This is a genomic window from Thermanaeromonas sp. C210 (assembly GCF_013167955.1).
Taxonomy (GTDB): Bacteria; Bacillota; DSM-521; order Neomoorellales; family Neomoorellaceae; genus UBA12545.
On sequence record NZ_BLWF01000003.1, the window covers coordinates 1 to 15673 of the forward strand.

16 protein-coding genes are annotated in these 15673 nt (G+C 57.9%); all 16 read left to right on the plus strand.

The features are described from left to right. A partial coding sequence (locus TAMC210_RS07455; protein ID WP_254388581.1) for a His/Gly/Thr/Pro-type tRNA ligase C-terminal domain-containing protein occupies positions 1–475 on the plus strand: 475 nt, incomplete at its 5' end. Between the two features lie 138 nt (positions 476–613). Then, a complete protein-coding gene (gene larA, locus TAMC210_RS07460) occupies positions 614–1867 on the plus strand; it encodes a nickel-dependent lactate racemase (protein WP_173298193.1) in 1254 nt (417 codons plus the stop codon). Positions 1868–2094: 227 nt separating this feature from the next. Continuing rightward, entirely contained in the window at positions 2095–2586 is a 492-nt protein-coding gene (gene infC / locus TAMC210_RS07465) for a translation initiation factor IF-3 (protein ID WP_254388582.1), read from the plus strand. A 19-nt stretch (positions 2587–2605) separates the two neighbouring features. Further along, entirely contained in the window at positions 2606–2806 is a 201-nt protein-coding gene (rpmI, locus tag TAMC210_RS07470; RefSeq protein WP_173298194.1) for a 50S ribosomal protein L35, read from the plus strand. Positions 2807–2822: 16 nt separating this feature from the next. Then, entirely contained in the window at positions 2823–3188 is a 366-nt protein-coding gene (rplT, locus tag TAMC210_RS07475) for a 50S ribosomal protein L20 (protein ID WP_173298195.1), read from the plus strand. 4 nt (positions 3189–3192) lie between these two features. Further along, entirely contained in the window at positions 3193–3846 is a 654-nt protein-coding gene (locus TAMC210_RS07480) for a potassium channel family protein (RefSeq protein WP_173298196.1), read from the plus strand. 8 nt (positions 3847–3854) lie between these two features. After that, positions 3855–4664 carry a TrmH family RNA methyltransferase gene (locus TAMC210_RS07485; protein ID WP_173298197.1) on the plus strand — a complete coding sequence of 270 codons (810 nt, stop codon included), beginning with the start codon at positions 3855–3857 and terminating at the stop codon, positions 4662–4664. 2 nt (positions 4665–4666) lie between these two features. Then, the gene (locus TAMC210_RS07490; RefSeq protein WP_173298198.1) at positions 4667–6007 is read left to right on the plus strand and encodes a TrkH family potassium uptake protein; all 1341 of its coding nucleotides are present in this window, start codon (positions 4667–4669) and stop codon (positions 6005–6007) included. Between the two features lie 431 nt (positions 6008–6438). Beyond that, positions 6439–7461, plus strand: coding sequence for a phenylalanine--tRNA ligase subunit alpha (pheS, locus tag TAMC210_RS07495; protein ID WP_173298199.1), 1023 nt, complete (start codon positions 6439–6441; stop codon positions 7459–7461). A gap of 29 nt (positions 7462–7490) precedes the next feature. Continuing rightward, entirely contained in the window at positions 7491–9905 is a 2415-nt protein-coding gene (gene pheT / locus TAMC210_RS07500) for a phenylalanine--tRNA ligase subunit beta (RefSeq protein ID WP_173298200.1), read from the plus strand. A 96-nt stretch (positions 9906–10001) separates the two neighbouring features. After that, positions 10002–10295, plus strand: coding sequence for a cell division protein ZapA (locus tag TAMC210_RS07505; RefSeq protein WP_254388583.1), 294 nt, complete (start codon positions 10002–10004; stop codon positions 10293–10295). After that, positions 10292–12061, plus strand: a complete 1770-nt coding sequence (polX, locus tag TAMC210_RS07510) for a DNA polymerase/3'-5' exonuclease PolX (protein ID WP_173298201.1) — start codon at positions 10292–10294, stop codon at positions 12059–12061. The genes TAMC210_RS07505 and polX overlap by 4 nt, the downstream gene beginning before the upstream one ends. Before the next feature lie 48 nt (positions 12062–12109). Further along, entirely contained in the window at positions 12110–12400 is a 291-nt protein-coding gene (locus tag TAMC210_RS07515) for a MoaD/ThiS family protein (protein WP_173298202.1), read from the plus strand. Positions 12401–12713: 313 nt separating this feature from the next. Next, positions 12714–14117 carry a [FeFe] hydrogenase H-cluster radical SAM maturase HydG gene (gene hydG, locus TAMC210_RS07520; protein ID WP_173298203.1) on the plus strand — a complete coding sequence of 468 codons (1404 nt, stop codon included), beginning with the start codon at positions 12714–12716 and terminating at the stop codon, positions 14115–14117. A gap of 65 nt (positions 14118–14182) precedes the next feature. Beyond that, the gene (locus tag TAMC210_RS07525; RefSeq protein WP_173298204.1) at positions 14183–14431 is read left to right on the plus strand and encodes a TM1266 family iron-only hydrogenase system putative regulator; all 249 of its coding nucleotides are present in this window, start codon (positions 14183–14185) and stop codon (positions 14429–14431) included. An 11-nt stretch (positions 14432–14442) separates the two neighbouring features. Further along, entirely contained in the window at positions 14443–15549 is a 1107-nt protein-coding gene (gene hydE, locus TAMC210_RS07530) for a [FeFe] hydrogenase H-cluster radical SAM maturase HydE (RefSeq protein WP_173298205.1), read from the plus strand. Positions 15550–15673: the final 124 nt, after the last annotated feature.

The window sequence follows — 15673 nt, forward strand, 5'->3', positions numbered from 1 at the left end:
CGGCACCATCCAGTTGGATTTCCTCATGCCCGAAAAATTCGATCTCACCTACATCGGTGAAGATGGGCAGAGACACCGGCCGGTGATGATCCACCGGGTGGTTTTCGGCAGCATAGAAAGATTCATAGGCATCCTAATCGAACACTACGGGGGCGCCTTCCCGGTATGGCTGGCTCCGGTGCAGGTAAAGATCCTCCCCATAGCCGACCGCCACCATGAGTACGCTTACAAGGTGCGGGATACCCTAGAGCAGGCCGGAGTACGGGCCGAGGTTAACGACCGTAACGACAAGATCGGTTACAAAATACGGGCGGCGGAGGTAGAACGCATTCCCTATATGCTGGTTATAGGGGACAAGGAGGCGGCCGAAGGTACCGTAGCCGTGCGCGAAAGGGGCAAGGGCGACACTGGGAACGTCGTACTGACAGACTTTGTTAACCGCATTGTGAAGGAGATTAAGGAACGGAGGGGCTAGGACCCGCCAGAAAAACCGCGGGGCGGGCCGGCTGGCGGCGGGGAATTCGGGAGCCTTGAGGTGGAATAGCTTACAGGGTTGAGGAGAGGATTCCAAAAAGAAGGCCTAAACTACTCCCTTACTGGAAGGTGAGGCATTATGTCCCGTCGGTTTAGACTGCCCTATGGCCGCGACAGCTACCAGGAGCTTATAGTAGAGGAGGCCAATTTTGCCGGTCTACTCCACCACCGGGAGGCGGGTCCTCCCCTGGACGAGGTAGGATTACGGCGGGCCTTTGCCAGCCCTGTCGGTACTCCTCCCCTAAGGGAGCTAGTTAGGAAGGGCGACCGGGTAGCCATTGTTACCAGTGATATAACGCGACCCTGCCCGAGCAAGGTGCTGTTGCCTTTAATCTTGGAAGAGCTTCAGGAGGCCGGTATCAGGAGGGAAGATATCATTATAGTACTGGCCGTCGGCAATCACCGCCCCCATACGGAGGAAGAGAAGAGAGCCCTCCTGGGAGAAGGGGTTTATGCGGCCTACCGGTGCGTAGATTCCGATCCTGCCGATACGGTCTACGTAGGTACTACCAGCAGGGGAACTCCGGTAGAAATATTCCGGCCGGTGGTGGAGGCCGATAAGAGGATACTGCTGGGTAACGTAGAGTACCACTATTTCGCCGGGTATAGCGGCGGGGTTAAAGCTCTTCTGCCGGGCTGCGCTACGCCCCGCACGATACAGGCCAATCACCGCATGATGGTCGAAGAGGGCGCTACCGCAGGGGAAATCGATAACAACCCGGTGAGGCGGGATATAGAAGAAGTGAACGACTTTGTCCATGTGGATTTTATCTTCAACGTAGTGCTCGATGAGGCCAAGAATATCCTGGCCGCCTTTGCCGGCCACCCTGTCCTCGCCCACCGGGAGGCCTGCAAGTACTTAGACGGCATTTACAAAGTGAAGATAGCCGAACCGGCGGACATCGTCGTTGCGTCGGCCGGGGGCTTTCCCAAGGATATAAACCTTTACCAGGCCCAGAAGGCCATGGATAATGCCAGCCGGGCGGTGAGGTCCGGTGGTATTCTCATCCTGGTGGCGGAGTGTCCGGAGGGCCTCGGCGACGAGGTTTTTTCTAAGTGGGTGGCTGCGGCACAGAAACCTGAGGACCTGCTCGACCGCGTTCGCGTTAACTTCGAGCTCGGAGGTCACAAAGCCGCGGCTATAGCCATGGTCCGCCGTAAGATTGACATATACCTGGTTTCTTCCTTATCCCCGGATATTGTAAGGCGCGTATTCCTTGAGCCGTTTACGGAGTTGCAGGAAGCCTACAGGAGAGCGTTAGAAACTATGGGCGCCGGGGCAAGGGTAATGGTCATTCCTCAGGGGGGATCCCTGCTGCCGGTGGTGGAGTAAAGATGGGGAGCTCAGGCCAAACCGGTTATTGACGGTAATCTATGGCTGTGCTATACTAGCCCAGGAAAGTAGAAGCCATCCGCTTCTCACCTTACAGCCCCAGGCTGCTAAGGTCGGCGCCCGGTGAAAGAAGGGGTTTAGATGTATAAGCGGGTGGGGACACCCGCTTTCTTTATGCTGGGCGGAATTTCATCTGGAGGTGACGGGTTATCAGCAAAGATTGGAGGGTGAACGGAGAAATCCGCGCCCGGGAAGTGCGCCTGGTCGGAACCGACGGCCAGCAGCTAGGCATCATGCCGTTGCGGGAGGCTCTGCGCATAGCCCATGAGCAGGGGCTGGATTTGGTGGAAGTGGCACCTCAGGCCCGACCACCGGTCTGCCGCATTATGGATTTTGGGAAATATAAATATGAGCAGAGCAAGCGGGAACGTGAAGCCAGGAAAAAGCAGCGGATTATCGATGTTAAAGAGGTAAAGCTGCGGCCGGGCATTGAGGAACACGATTTCCAGGTCAAAGCCCGCAATGCCCTCCGCTTTCTGGAAGACGGCGATAAGGTAAAGGTAACCATTATGTTTCGCGGCCGGGAAATCTCCCATCCCGAGCTGGGAGAAAAGCTTTGTTGGCGTTTGGCCGACCAGGTGTCGGAGCTAGCCTCCGTTGAAAGGCCGCCCAAGTTAGAAGGGCGCAATATGGTTATGATATTGGCTCCTAAGAACTAAGAATTAAGAGGTGGACAATATGCCCAAGATGAAAACCCACCGCGGGGCTGCTAAGCGTTTTCGCTTTACGGGTAAAGGAAAGATCAAGCGGGCCAAGGCTTTCAAGAGCCACCTTTTGGGGGGTAAGACCGCCAAGAGAAAGCGCCGCCTGCGCCAACCCGATCTGGTTTCTTCTGCCGACCGGCGGCGGGTGGCCAGGTTGTTACCCTACGGAGCGTAGAGGAGGAAGGTAGAACATGTCCAGGGTAAAACGAGGTGTAACCAAGAGACGGCGTCACAAGAAAATCCTGAAACTGGCCAAGGGTTACTTCGGCGCCAAGTCCAAGCTGTTTAGGGTGGCCAACCAGCAGGTAATGAAATCCTTAATGTATGCTTACGCCCACAGGCGTAAGCGCAAGAGGGATTTCCGGCAGCTATGGATTGCCCGGATTAACGCGGCCGCCCGGGAGAACGGCCTTACTTACAGCCGTTTCATCAACGGATTAAAGCAGGCGGGGGTAGAAATCAATCGTAAAATGCTGGCCGATATGGCCGTCAACGATGCCCAAGGGTTTCGTCAATTAGTGGATATCGCCAAGGAAAAGCTGGGAGTCGGAGCCTAAACTTATGAAAAAGCAGTTTGCCGTAATCGGCCTGGGACGCTTCGGGGCCAGCGTTGCCACGGCCCTGGCACGCTTGGGATGTGAGGTTGTGGGTATCGACGCGGATGCCGCCAAGGTAGAAGCCGTGATGAACGAGATTACCCATGCCATCCAGGCCGATGCCCGGGATGAAGAGGCCCTCAAGGCCGCCGGGGTCCGCAATGTCGACGTAGCCATCGTTGCCATCGGGGAAGACGTGGAGGCCAACATCCTGGTGACCCTGATCGCGAAAGAGATGGGCGTTAAGTGTGTGGTGGCTAAAGCTCTAAACGATCTCCATGCCAAGGTATTGGCCAAGATCGGGGCGGATAAGATCGTTTTCCCCGAGCGCGACATGGGGATAAGGGTGGCCCGGGCCCTGGTGGCGGGAAATGTTCTGGAGCACATAGAGCTCTCACCCGAATACAGCATCGAAGAAATCGCGGCGCCCCAGCGGGTGGCCGGGAAAACCCTGGCAGAGCTAAATCTGAGGGCCAAACACGGGGCCACGGTAATGGCCATAAAGCGCAGGGATGAAATTATCGTAGCCCCGGGGGGAGATGAAGTTATAAAAGCAGGAGATATTTTGGTACTCTTGGGGCCTACTAAAGTACTGGAGCGCTTTCAAGAGCGAGAGTGAGTGAAGCTGTGGGAAGTATAATTACTTCGCGGGCCAACCGGTATGTAAAACTGGCCCGCTCCCTCTACCGTCGCGCCCAGCGAGAAAAGACAGGGCTCTACCTTCTGGAAGGGAAGCATCTCCTCATGGAGGCCCTGGCAGCGCGGGCGGAGGTAGAGGTAGTTTTTTATGAGCCCCATTTCGTTAGGTCGGCGGAGCATGCCGGGCTCATATCCCGGCTCCGGGAGGCGGGATACCTCTGCCTGGAGGTGGAACCGTCGGTTATGGAGAGTGTGGCCGCTACCGTCACGCCTCCCGGAGTCCTGGCCATAGCCAGGCAAAAAAGGGCCAGCTTATCCCTCCTGCTGGAAAACCCGGAGGTTTTTTTATTAGTAGCCGATGGGGTCCAGGACCCGGGTAATTTGGGAACCATGCTGCGCACGGCGGTGGCTGCCGGCTGCACCGGGGCGGTTTTGACCGGCGGGACGGTAGATCCCTATAACGAGAAAGTGGTGCGCGCTGCCATGGGCGCCCTTTTCCACCTCCCGGTGGTCACGGGTATCGCGGCAGCCCAGCTGGCCCTTCGGCTAAAGGGGAAGGTGAGGGTAATCGTGGCCCACGTGGATGCCGTCCGCCCCTACTACGACTACGATTACGGCGGAAGGGTGGCCCTGGTTCTGGGTAACGAAAACAGAGGTCCCAGTCCGGAAATACTAAAGCAAGCCGAGGCCCAGGTGAGCATTCCCCTTTGGGGGCCCGTAGAATCCCTTAATGTGGCGGTGGCGGCCGCTATTTTGCTTTATGAAGCGGCTCGCAGGCGCCATATGGGGGAGGCTTAAGTATGCTGCGGGCGCGCCTTACTCCTACCCAGGGGATCGTCATAGGTTTTGCCTGCGTGATTCTGGCGGGAACCCTTTTATTGATGTTGCCCGTTTCTTCGGCGGGGCGGGCGACTGATTTTTTGACGGCTCTGTTCACCGCCACTTCGGCCGTGTGCGTGACCGGGCTGGTAGTGGTGGATACCGGTACTTACTGGTCTGCCTTCGGTCAAGGGGTTATTGCCTTGCTGATCCAGATAGGTGGACTGGGCTGGATGAGTGTGGTCACTTTGTTCGCCCTCCTAATCCGGAAGCGCATTTCCCTGGGGGAAAGGCTGTTAATCCAGGAGGCCCTGAATCGGGAGAATTTGGGCGGGGTCGTAGCTCTAACGAAGAGGATTATTCTCACTACCTTTGTCCTGGAAGGTGTAGGGGCCCTGGTTTTATCCTGGCGGTTTGCCCGGGATTTTGGGTGGGGACGAGGGGTATATTACGGGGTATTTCACGCCGTGTCGGCCTTTAATAATGCCGGCTTCGATGTGTTGGGCCCCGTCTTTGGGCCGTACTGCAGTCTGACCCCCTACGTCCAGGATATCACCATCAATATAGTTATTTCGACTTTATTGATCCTTGGCGGTATCGGATTCCCCGTAATCATGGAAGTGGCGGGGTTCCGGAGGAGAGCGGGTCGTTTGAGCTTGCACAGCAGAATGGTTCTTCTGACGACTCTCGTCCTGATTGTAGCCGGTACGCTTATTCTTTTAGCCATAGAATGGGATAACCCCAACACCCTGGGACCTTTATCGCCCGCGGGCAAGGGGATGGCTGCATATTTCCAGGCGGTTACCCCCAGGACGGCAGGCTTCAATACTGTTAGCATCAACGACCTCCGCCCTGCGAGCCAGTACGTTCAGGTCATCTTGATGTTTATAGGAGCTTCGCCGGCGGGTACCGGCGGCGGCATTAAGACCACCACTTTCACCGTTCTGGTGCTGGCCATAGCGGCGGTAGTGAGGGGACGGCAGGAAGTGGAATTCGGCGGCCGGTGTATCCCCTGGCACCGCGTAATTAAAGCGCTGGTCATTGCTGCCCTGGGTTTCTTACTGGTGAACGCCGTCGGTTTTATCCTCCTTCTTACCGAAGGGAAAGGGTTTTTGCCCGTTTTGTATGAAGTAACTTCGGCCTTCGGCACCGTAGGCCTGACTACGGGCCTGACCCCGGAGCTGACACCTGTCGGCCGCTGCCTCCTTATCCTTACCATGTTTGCCGGCAGGGTGGGTCCGGTGAGCTTGGCCATGGCCATCTGGAAACGACAGGTAAGGGTTAACATTCATCTGCCGGAAGAACAGGTCATTTTGGGCTAGCCAAGGGTTGGGCCGTATGGTATAATCTTAAAGGAAAGGTCCCAACCCCTGGAAAGGTTGTGATATGGTGTCCTGGTGCGCGGAATTCTTCTGGCGGATTTTCGAGAAAACCGGGTCCATAGCAGCCTATATTATTTACCGCAGACTAGTCCTGCAGTAAATAAGACGTTTAAATGCCGTGAACGGGAGGAGTAGCTTGCCGGTACCTTACAGGGAGGCGGCGTCGGCGACTGGAAGCGCTGCTAAGGGAGGGGCAAGCGAAGTTCGCCCGGGAGCAGCTGGCTGAAAGGCGGGAAGCCGAGTAGGCTAAGCCGGTCCTCCTACCGTTAAGAAGGAGACCTGTTGTTGGGCAGGTATCTTGGGGTGGTTTCTTTTGTAAACATTGGGTCTTCGTCCCGAAGGGGCGAAGGCTTTTTTTATGGGGTGAGGATATGCTGGAAGCCATTAGCGAGCTAAAGGAAAGGGCTATCGCGGAGCTATCGCAAATTAAAGACCTTGAAAAACTAGAAGCTATAAGGGTTAAGTACCTGGGGAAAAAGGGAGAACTGACCCAGATTTTGCGCGGTATGGGGAAACTGTCCCCCGAGGAGCGGCCCCGGGTGGGCCAGGCGGCCAACCGGGCCCGGGAAGAGCTGGAGGCCGCCCTGCAAGTGGCCAGGAGGCACCTGCTGGAGGCGGAAAAGGAGCGCCGCCTTAAGGAGGAAAGCCTGGATGTCACCCTTCCGGGTCGGCCCTTACCTCGCGGTTACCGCCATCCCTTAAGCCGGGTTTTGGCGGAACTGAAAGATATTTTTGTGGGACTGGGTTTCGCCGTAGCCGAGGGTCCGGAGGTGGAGACGGACTACTACAACTTCACGGCCTTGAATCTGCCGCCCGAGCATCCCGCCCGGGATATGCAGGATTCCTTTTACATCACTCCCAACGTCCTGCTCCGTACCCACACCTCGCCCGTTCAAGTGCGGGTCATGGAGGCCATGCGCCCGCACCTGCCCATCCGGATTATAGCTCCGGGCAAGGTGTACCGGCGGGATGACGATGCTACCCATTCCCCCATGTTCCACCAGGTGGAGGGATTGCTGGTGGACAGGAGGGTGACCTTCGGGGATTTAAAGGGCATCCTCATGGCCTTCCTGCGGCAGTTCTTCGGGTCCGGTGTAGGGGTTCGTTTCCGGCCCAGTTATTTTCCCTTTACCGAACCGAGCGCCGAAGTGGATATCTCCTGTGTTATGTGCCGGGGACGGGGTTGCCGGGTGTGCAAGCAGAGCGGGTGGCTGGAGATACTGGGGAGTGGCATGGTCCACCCCGCCGTCCTGGAAATGGCCGGATACGACCCCGAAGAAGTCAGCGGCTTTGCCTTCGGTTTGGGCGTGGAGCGGCTGGCTATGCTTAAGTACGGTATCGACGACCTTCGCCTCTTCTTTGAAAACGACCTGCGCTTCTTGAGCCAGTTTTAGGATTCCGGGATGAGTGAGGAGGAAGGGAATTGCGCGTACCTTACAGTTGGTTGCGTGAATTTGTAGAAATAGATTTACCGCCGGAGGAGCTGGCGGAAAAACTCACCATGGCCGGGGTACCCGTGGAGAATATTATAGGTCCCCAAACCGGCCTGGAAGGAGTGGTGGTGGGTGAAATCCTGGCCATAGAGGACCACCCCCACGCCGAGCACCTGGTAGTATGCCAAGTGGATGTAGGAGGCAGGGTGCTGTCCCTGGTAACCGGCGCCCCTAACATATGGGTGGGCCAGAAGGTGGCGGTGGCCCTAGAAGGGGCCCGCCTCCCCGGCGGCCGGGAAATTCGCAAGGCCACCTTTCGCGGCGTGGACTCCCACGGCATGGTCTGTTCGACCCAGGAATTGGGCCTGGACAGCAGCCTGGTGGCTCCGGAGGACCGGGAAGGCATCCTCACCCTTCCGCCCGATGCTCCCCTGGGTGAAGAGGTGGCCGGTATTCTCGGTTTCAAGGAAACCGTATTAGAACTGGAACTGACTCCCAACCGGGCCGACTGCTTGAGCATTCAGGGGGTGGCCCGGGAGGTAGCGGCCTTAACCGGTGCGCCTTTGCTCCGGCCGGCCCTTGAGGTGGTGGAAGAGGGGCCCCCTACTTCCAGTTTGGTCCAGGTGGAAATCGAAGCCCCGGATATGTGCGGCCGCTATGTCGCCCGGATCGTGCGGGGGGTAAAAATCGGTCCCTCTCCCACGTGGATGCAGCAGAGGTTGCGGGCTTGCGGGGTAAGGCCCATCAACAACATAGTAGACGTTACCAATTACGTTATGCTGGAGATGGGCCAGCCTTTACATGCCTTTGATTACACCCTCCTCCGGGACAGGCGAATTATCGTCCGCCGGGCCAAGCCGGGAGAAAAAATTGTGACCCTGGACGGCCAGGAACGTGCCCTAGATCCACGGGTACTGGTCATAGCCGATTGCGAGAGGGCAGTGGCCGTAGCAGGGGTGATGGGGGGACAGGACACCGAAGTAACCCCGAACACGGAGGACATCTTAATCGAGTCGGCCCACTTCGACGGGGCGTCCATCCGCAGGGCTTCCCGCCTGCTGGGATTACGTTCGGAATCCTCATTGCGCTTTGAGCGCGGGGTCAACATAGAAGGGTGTGCAGAGGCGGCCGACCGCGCTGCCGCCCTCATGCAGGCGCTGGCCGGGGGGAAAGTCAGCCCCGGGCGGGTAGATTGTTACGTGAAGAGGCGGGAACCCGTAATTATTAACCTCCGGCCGGAAAGGGTAAATTACCTTCTGGGGACCGAACTCACCTCCCGGGAAATCCGGCAGATTTTAGAGCGACTGCACCTTAAGGTCGAAGGCGGGGACCCCCTGCGGGTGGAAGTCCCGGCGGCGAGGGGAGACCTGACCAGGGAGGTCGACCTCGTCGAGGAAGTGGCCCGGCTTTACGGTTACGACCGCATTCCCGTAACTATACCGCCAGGGGTGGCGGCGGGGGAGAAGAAATCACCCCGGCTGTGTTGGGAAGAGCTGGGTAGGGAGATTGCCACCTCCTGCGGGCTGGCCGAGGTTGTTACCTATAGCTTTATAAACCCCAAAGGATGGGATGTTTTTCGCCTGCCCCCCGACCACCCCTGGCGCCGGACCGTCGTCCTGCAGAATCCCCTGCGGGAAGAGCAGAGCGTTCTGAGAACTACTCTACTGCCAGGGCTCCTCGAGGTGGCAGCCCGCAATGCCCATCGGAAGGTCATGCCCGTGGCTATTTACGAGCTGGGCCGCGTTTTCCTGCCCGGGCGGGATGAGTTGCCGGAAGAGCCCTTAAGGCTGGCCGGCCTGGTAATGGGCAGCCGGGACCGGGGCTGGGCCTGGCCCCGCCAGGAAATGGATTTCTACTATCTTAAAGGAATACTAGAGGAAATCCTAGAGCGCGCCGGGCTACCGGAGGTGCGCTTTAAGGCCAGTACCGCCTGGCCCTTCCTCCACCCCGGGCGCAGCGCGGCCCTTTGGGTGCGGGATGTCAACCTGGGCTTTTTGGGCGAGGTACACCCGGACGTTTTGGAGGCCTATGACCTGCCCCAGCGGGCCTGTGTTTTCGAGGTGGACTGGGATCGGGCCCTGGATCTGGCTGAAACCTCGCCCGTTTATGAGCCCCTGCCCCGCTTCCCGGCTGTGGAGAGGGACCTGGCGGTGGTGGTGGCCGAGGAAACAGCGGCCGACCAGGTCCAGGACATAATTGTGGGTGCTGCCGGAGAAATGCTCAGGGCATGCCGCCTTTTTGATGTGTACCGGGGGGAGCAGATTGCCCCGGGCTTTAAGAGCCTGGCCTATGCCCTCACTTTCCAACGAGACGACCGCACCCTGACGGAAGAAGAAGTCCACACAGCCTTAAACCGCATTGAAGAGGAGCTGGCGAAAAAATTGGGCGCAACTTTGCGGAAGTAGCTCCTGGACCAAAAGGATTTTTGGCCTTCGGGGAGAAAACTTAAGGAAATCAAACCAGCTTAAGTACCGAGTTTACTTTAAGAGGGGTGGCCGCCCTTGCCCGAACCTGCAAAGGTTAAGGAGGAAAAAAAGGAAGAAGGTATTAACCGGACTACAGTCACTATTTTCGACCATGAATACGTATTAAAGGGGACGGAGACGCCGGAATATATGCGTGCCCTGGCGGCTTACGTGGACAGGAAGATGCGCCAGGTGGGTGAGAAAAACCCCCATTACCCTCCGGTGAAGATCGCCGTGCTGGCCGCCTTGAACATCGCCGATGAATTAAACAAAATACGGCAGGACTATGAGACCCTTATAAGGCTGATTCAGGAGGAGCGGAAGGGTTGACCAACCTTGAACTGTCTTGGGCCCTGGCGGAAATGGGGGATCTCTTGGAGTTAAAGGGGGAAGAACCCTTTAAGGTACGGGCCTATCAACGGGCCGCCCGGGCACTGGAGCACTTGGAGGAAGAGGCAGCCAGCCTTTACGCCCGGGGGGAGCTGGAAAGGATACCGGGCGTGGGGAAAAATTTGGCCAAAAAGATTGCCGAACTTCTGGAAACCGGGCGTTCCACCTTCCTGGAGCAGCTCCGGCAGGAGGTTCCGCCCGGGCTACGAGATATGCTGGCCGTTCCCGGCCTGGGGGCCAAGTCCGTTCGCGTGATCCACCAGCATTTGGGGATAACAACTCTAGAAGAACTGGAAAGGGCCGCTCGGGAGCGCAGGATCCGCCAGCTGCCCGGTATGGGTAGCAAGACGGAACTGGCCATCTTGCGGGGCCTGGATATGCTCAAAGAGAATCGGGACCGGATACCCCTTGGTATCGCCAGGCCCCTGGCCCAGCTCTTCTGCCGCCAGTTATCGGCCCTGCCGGGGGTCGCAAAGGTGGAGGTGGCCGGCAGCCTGCGGCGCGGCTGTTCCATGGTGGGCGACGTGGACCTCGTCGTAGGGGTTAAGGGTCCTACGGAAGTGAAGGAGGTTATGGCCCGCCATCCCCAGGTTAAGGAAGTCCTTCTGGAGGAGGAAAACCGCCTGTCCCTGCGTACATGGGCGGGGGTAAAGGTGGAAATTTTTCTGGTACCAGAGGACAAATTCGCTCCCGCTTGGCTGTACCTTACGGGGTCACCGGCCCACCGGGAAGAGCTGGGACGTTTCGCTGCCGAGCGCCATCTCTCCCTGGAGAAATTGGGTTTGCCCCGCAGGCTGGAGGAGGCAGAGGCTTCTTTCCGCTCGGAGGAAGAGTTTTACAGCCGGCTAGAGCTGCCCTTTATTGTGCCCGAATGGCGGGAGGGGCGGGGCGAGGTCTGGGCGGCCCGGGAGGGGCGCCTCCCCGCCCTCATCACCCTGAAAGACATCAAAGGTGATCTCCACATCCATACGAGGTACAGCGACGGCCTGCATACCATCCGGGAAATGGTGGAGGCGGCCCGGGCCAGGGGCTATCGCTACATGGCCATTACCGAGCACTCCCGTTCTTTGGCCGTTGCGAGGGGATTGAGCGCCGAGCAATTGCTGGCCCAGCGAGAGGAGATCGCCCGGCTAAACCGGGAGCTAGATGATTTTGTGGTTTTGTCGGGTATAGAGGTAGATATCCTCCCCGACGGCCGCCTGGATCTGGAAGACGATATCCTGGCTTCCCTGGACATCGTAATTGCCTCGATTCATTCGGGGTTTAACCAAAAGGAAGAGCAGATTATGGCCCGCTTAGAGGCGGCCATGCGCCATCCCTGGGTAGACATAATAGGCCACCCCACCGGGCGCATGCTGGGCCGGAGGCCATCCTATGCCGTCAACCTGGAAAGGTTGCTGGAGCTGGCGGCGGAGACCGGCACCATCCTGGAGATCAACGCGTCTCCCGACCGCCTGGACCTGGATGAAGACGCCGCGCGCCGGGCTAAGGAATACGGCGTGCTCCTGGCCATCAACACCGATGCCCATGATATGGGCCGGCTGGAAGACATGTGGTACGGCATTACGGTGGCCCGCCGGGGCTGGTTGGGACCGGAAGACCTTCTCAACACGCGGGAGCTGGACGGCGTCTTAAAGGCCCTCAAGCGTAACCGCGGAAACGGTGGGAAGCACTCGGCTCCGGGGCAGGGAAACGCCCGGCCTTGATCCCTGCCATAAAGGAGGGACGGCCGGGGTCGCAGTGAGGGGGGCGAGGTGAAGACTGTGGGGGACTTTATAAAGATCATTTTTTCTTCTCCCTTCCGGGAAATTGTAGGCGGTAAAAACCTGGAACTGGCTGCGGAAGGGCCGCTGATGGTAAGAGAAATTTTAGACCGGCTTGTCCGGCAGTTTCCTCCTCTGGAGAAGTTCGTGCCGCAGGTTAAAGACGAGGTTATATTCTGGGGCAGCATCGTCCCCATGAAGGAGGACAGGATTTTAAAGCCCGATGCCCTCGTAGAGCCCGGCGAAACTTTATACCTCTATCCCCCTTTAAGCGGTGGGTAGGCCTTACAGGTGCCGGGCATATCCGGGAAGATTATCCATGGGCTTCTTTTTCTTTTGCCCTTGATTTCTTCAGTAACTTTGTACAAAATATAACTAGCACAATATAGCCTGACCCGGCGGGTGCGGGGGCCGGCCGGGGAGGGCGGGAAGAAAAGTCCTGCAGCCAGGGGCAACCTGCAGCGAGGGGGAGAGGCAAATGATGGCCCGCGAATGCTTACTTGCTGTCGGCAAAGGCAGGTAAGCATTTTTTGTTTTCACGGGTTAGCATGGAAGCTAGTTGTTCAGGATTAATTAGCAAGGGAGGAGAAAAGCCGTGCGCCACCATTATAGAGCTGATTTTATCCCTGAGGAAGAAATAGAGGGCCTGCTGGCCGAAGCCGCCTGTGTGGGCGCGGGCCGGGCAGAGGAGATTGTGGATAAGGCCCGGGAGGCTAAGGGACTGGAGCCGTATGAGGTAGCCGTCCTGCTGCAGAATAAAGACGAAGCCGTGTGGCAAAGAGTTTTTTCTGTTGCCAAGGAAATTAAGGAGAAAATTTATGGGAAACGCATGGTCCTGTTTGCCCCCCTGTACATCAGTGACTACTGCGTTAATAACTGCCGTTATTGCGGTTACCGCAGGGATAACAAATTTGCCCGCCGGCGGCTCGGCTGGGAAGAGCTGGAGCGTGAAGTCCGGATTTTAGAATCCCTGGGGCATAAACGTCTGGCCGTGGAGGCGGGAGAGGATCCGGTTCATTGTCCCCTGGATTATGTGGTAGAGGTTATCCGGCGTATTTACCGGATAACGGAGAAAAACGGGAGCATCCGGCGGGTTAACGTTAATATTGCCGCTACTACGGTGGATGAATACCGGGAACTAAAGGCCGCCGGTATCGGGACTTATGTTTTATTCCAGGAGACTTACCATCGGCCGACCTATGCTTATATGCACCCCTCCGGCCCCAAGGCTGATTATGATTGGCACACTACCGCCATGGATCGGGCCATGGAAGCCGGAATAGATGATGTCGGCTTGGGAGTCCTCTTCGGGCTTTACGACTACAAGTTTGAAGTGCTGGGCCTCCTTTATCACGCCCGCCATTTAGAAGCGACCTTTGGCGTCGGCCCCCATACTATTTCGGTGCCCCGGCTTAGACCGGCCCAGGGTATTAATTTGGATGCTTTCCCGTACCTGGTACCCGATGAGGAGTTTAAAAAAATCGTGGCCGTTTTGCGCCTGGCGGTACCGTACACGGGTATGATCATCTCCACCCGCGAAACCCCGGAGTTTAGGGCCGTGCTTCTGGGATTGGGCATCTCCCAGCTTAGTGCCGGTTCCTGTACGGGCGTAGGGGGGTACGGGCGCCACTACACCGAGGAACCCGACGAAATACCCCAGTTCGAGGTAGGGGATCACCGCCACCCCGACGAAGTGATCCGTGATTTATGTCGGAGGGGGTACCTACCCAGCTACTGTACTGCCTGTTACCGGCGGGGACGTACCGGGGAGCGCTTTATGGCCCTGGCCAAGACGGGGCAGATTCAAAATGTCTGCCAGCCCAACGCTTTACTGACCTTTCAGGAATATTTATTGGATTACGCCACTCCGGAAACTAGGAAAATAGGACAGGAAACCATGGAACGTTACCTGGCCGAGATACCCAGTCCTGCCGTACGGGAAGAAACTGCCCGGCGGCTGGAGCGCATTAAGGCCGGGGAGAGGGACTTGTACTTCTAGACAAAGGTTAATCCGCCGCTTTCACTGGTCGGAGTCTTGGGGCTTGGGAAGGGGGGAGCCGGGTATTGGAACGCCGCATCGGAGTCATCGGCATCGTGATTGAAGACCGGCAGGCCGCAGCCGCCCGGGTCAACGCCATTCTGAGCGATTATGCCGAATATATCGTAGGCCGCATGGGCATCCCTTATCGCGAGCGGGGGGTGTCGGTTATCGCCCTCATAGTAGACGGAACTACGGATGCCATTGGAGCCCTTACCGGTAAACTGGGAGCGTTGTCGGGAGTCAGGGTGCGGGCCGCCTTAACCGGAAAGTGAGGGTCGAAAGTATGCGCAGAGAATTTGCCGCCACCCTGGCCCGGGTGACGGCGGGCCGGGGAGTAGAAAAAGAGGACGTAGTTATGCTCCTTACCGCACAGCCAGGCGAGGAAGAAGAAGCCCTTTACCGGCAGGCCGATGCCTTCCGGTCGCGCTACGTGGGGGAAGAAGTGCACCTGCGGGGGGTTATTGAGTTTTCCAACCATTGCCGGCGGCGCTGCCGTTACTGCGGGCTGAGGGCCGATAACAACCGGCTGGACCGCTACCGGATGACCCCGGAAGAAATACTGGCCTCCGCCAGGAGAGGCGTAGAGCTGGGCTACAAGACTATAGTCCTGCAGTCAGGGGAGGATCCCTGGTATACGGCAGATATCCTGGCGGAAACGGTGGCCGCCATAAAAGAGCTGGGAGTGGCCGTTACCCTCTGTGTGGGGGAAAGGCCGCGGGAAGATTACGAGCTGTGGCGGCGGGCAGGGGCCGACCGGTATCTTTTAAAGCATGAAACGGCCAATCCCAAACTCTATGCCCGGCTCCACCCGGATATGAGCTGGGAAAAGAGGCTGGCCTGCCTGCGGTGGTTGAAAGAACTGGGCTACCAGGTGGGATCGGGCAATATGGTAGGATTGCCCGGCCAGACCCTGGAAGACCTGGCGGCCGATATCCTCCTCCTGCGGGAACTGGAGGTGGAGATGGCCGGCATAGGCCCCTTTATTCCCCACCCGAACACGCCTCTGGGGGACCACCCGGCGGGCAGTTTGGACTTGACCTACCGGGTGTTGGCGGTGACCAGACTGGTCGTACCTTGGGCCCACCTGCCGGCTACCACAGCGGTGGGCACCCTCTCCCCCAACGGCAGGCAGATGGCCCTGCGGCGAGGGGCTAACGTTGTTATGCCCAACCTTACTCCGGGGAAATACCGGCCTAATTACCAGATATACCCCGGGAAGATCTGTATTAATGAGGAACCGGATGACTGCCGTCACTGCCTGGAAGGAATGATCCGCTCCCTGGGCCGGGTGGTGGCCAGGCATCCGGGGCACGGTTTGAGGAGGAGCCCACCAACCAAAAATTGGAAGCCAAGAATCCGAGTCGAAGTGTCCAAATTACTGCAGAGCTAATATGGATTTTGCCAATAGCAGAGGAAAATTCCGGATGGATGGCGCATAGGTAAATGGACGAATGTGAAAGACTTCACAGTTACTGCGAGTTAAACCCCAAGTAAGGCTTGGGGTTGGAGCCCCC

What these genes read in the sequence shown, in the direction of transcription:
- pheS (WP_173298199.1), top strand. Translation starts at nt 6,439, where the DNA reads ATGCTGGAAGCCATTAGCGAGCTAAAGGAAAGGGCTATCGCGGAGCTA.
- rplT (WP_173298195.1), top strand. Translation starts at nt 2,823, where the DNA reads ATGTCCAGGGTAAAACGAGGTGTAACCAAGAGACGGCGTCACAAGAAA.
- TAMC210_RS07480 (WP_173298196.1), top strand. Translation starts at nt 3,193, where the DNA reads ATGAAAAAGCAGTTTGCCGTAATCGGCCTGGGACGCTTCGGGGCCAGC.
- larA (WP_173298193.1), top strand. Translation starts at nt 614, where the DNA reads ATGTCCCGTCGGTTTAGACTGCCCTATGGCCGCGACAGCTACCAGGAG.
- hydE (WP_173298205.1), top strand. Translation starts at nt 14,443, where the DNA reads ATGCGCAGAGAATTTGCCGCCACCCTGGCCCGGGTGACGGCGGGCCGG.
- TAMC210_RS07490 (WP_173298198.1), top strand. Translation starts at nt 4,667, where the DNA reads ATGCTGCGGGCGCGCCTTACTCCTACCCAGGGGATCGTCATAGGTTTT.
- rpmI (WP_173298194.1), top strand. Translation starts at nt 2,606, where the DNA reads ATGCCCAAGATGAAAACCCACCGCGGGGCTGCTAAGCGTTTTCGCTTT.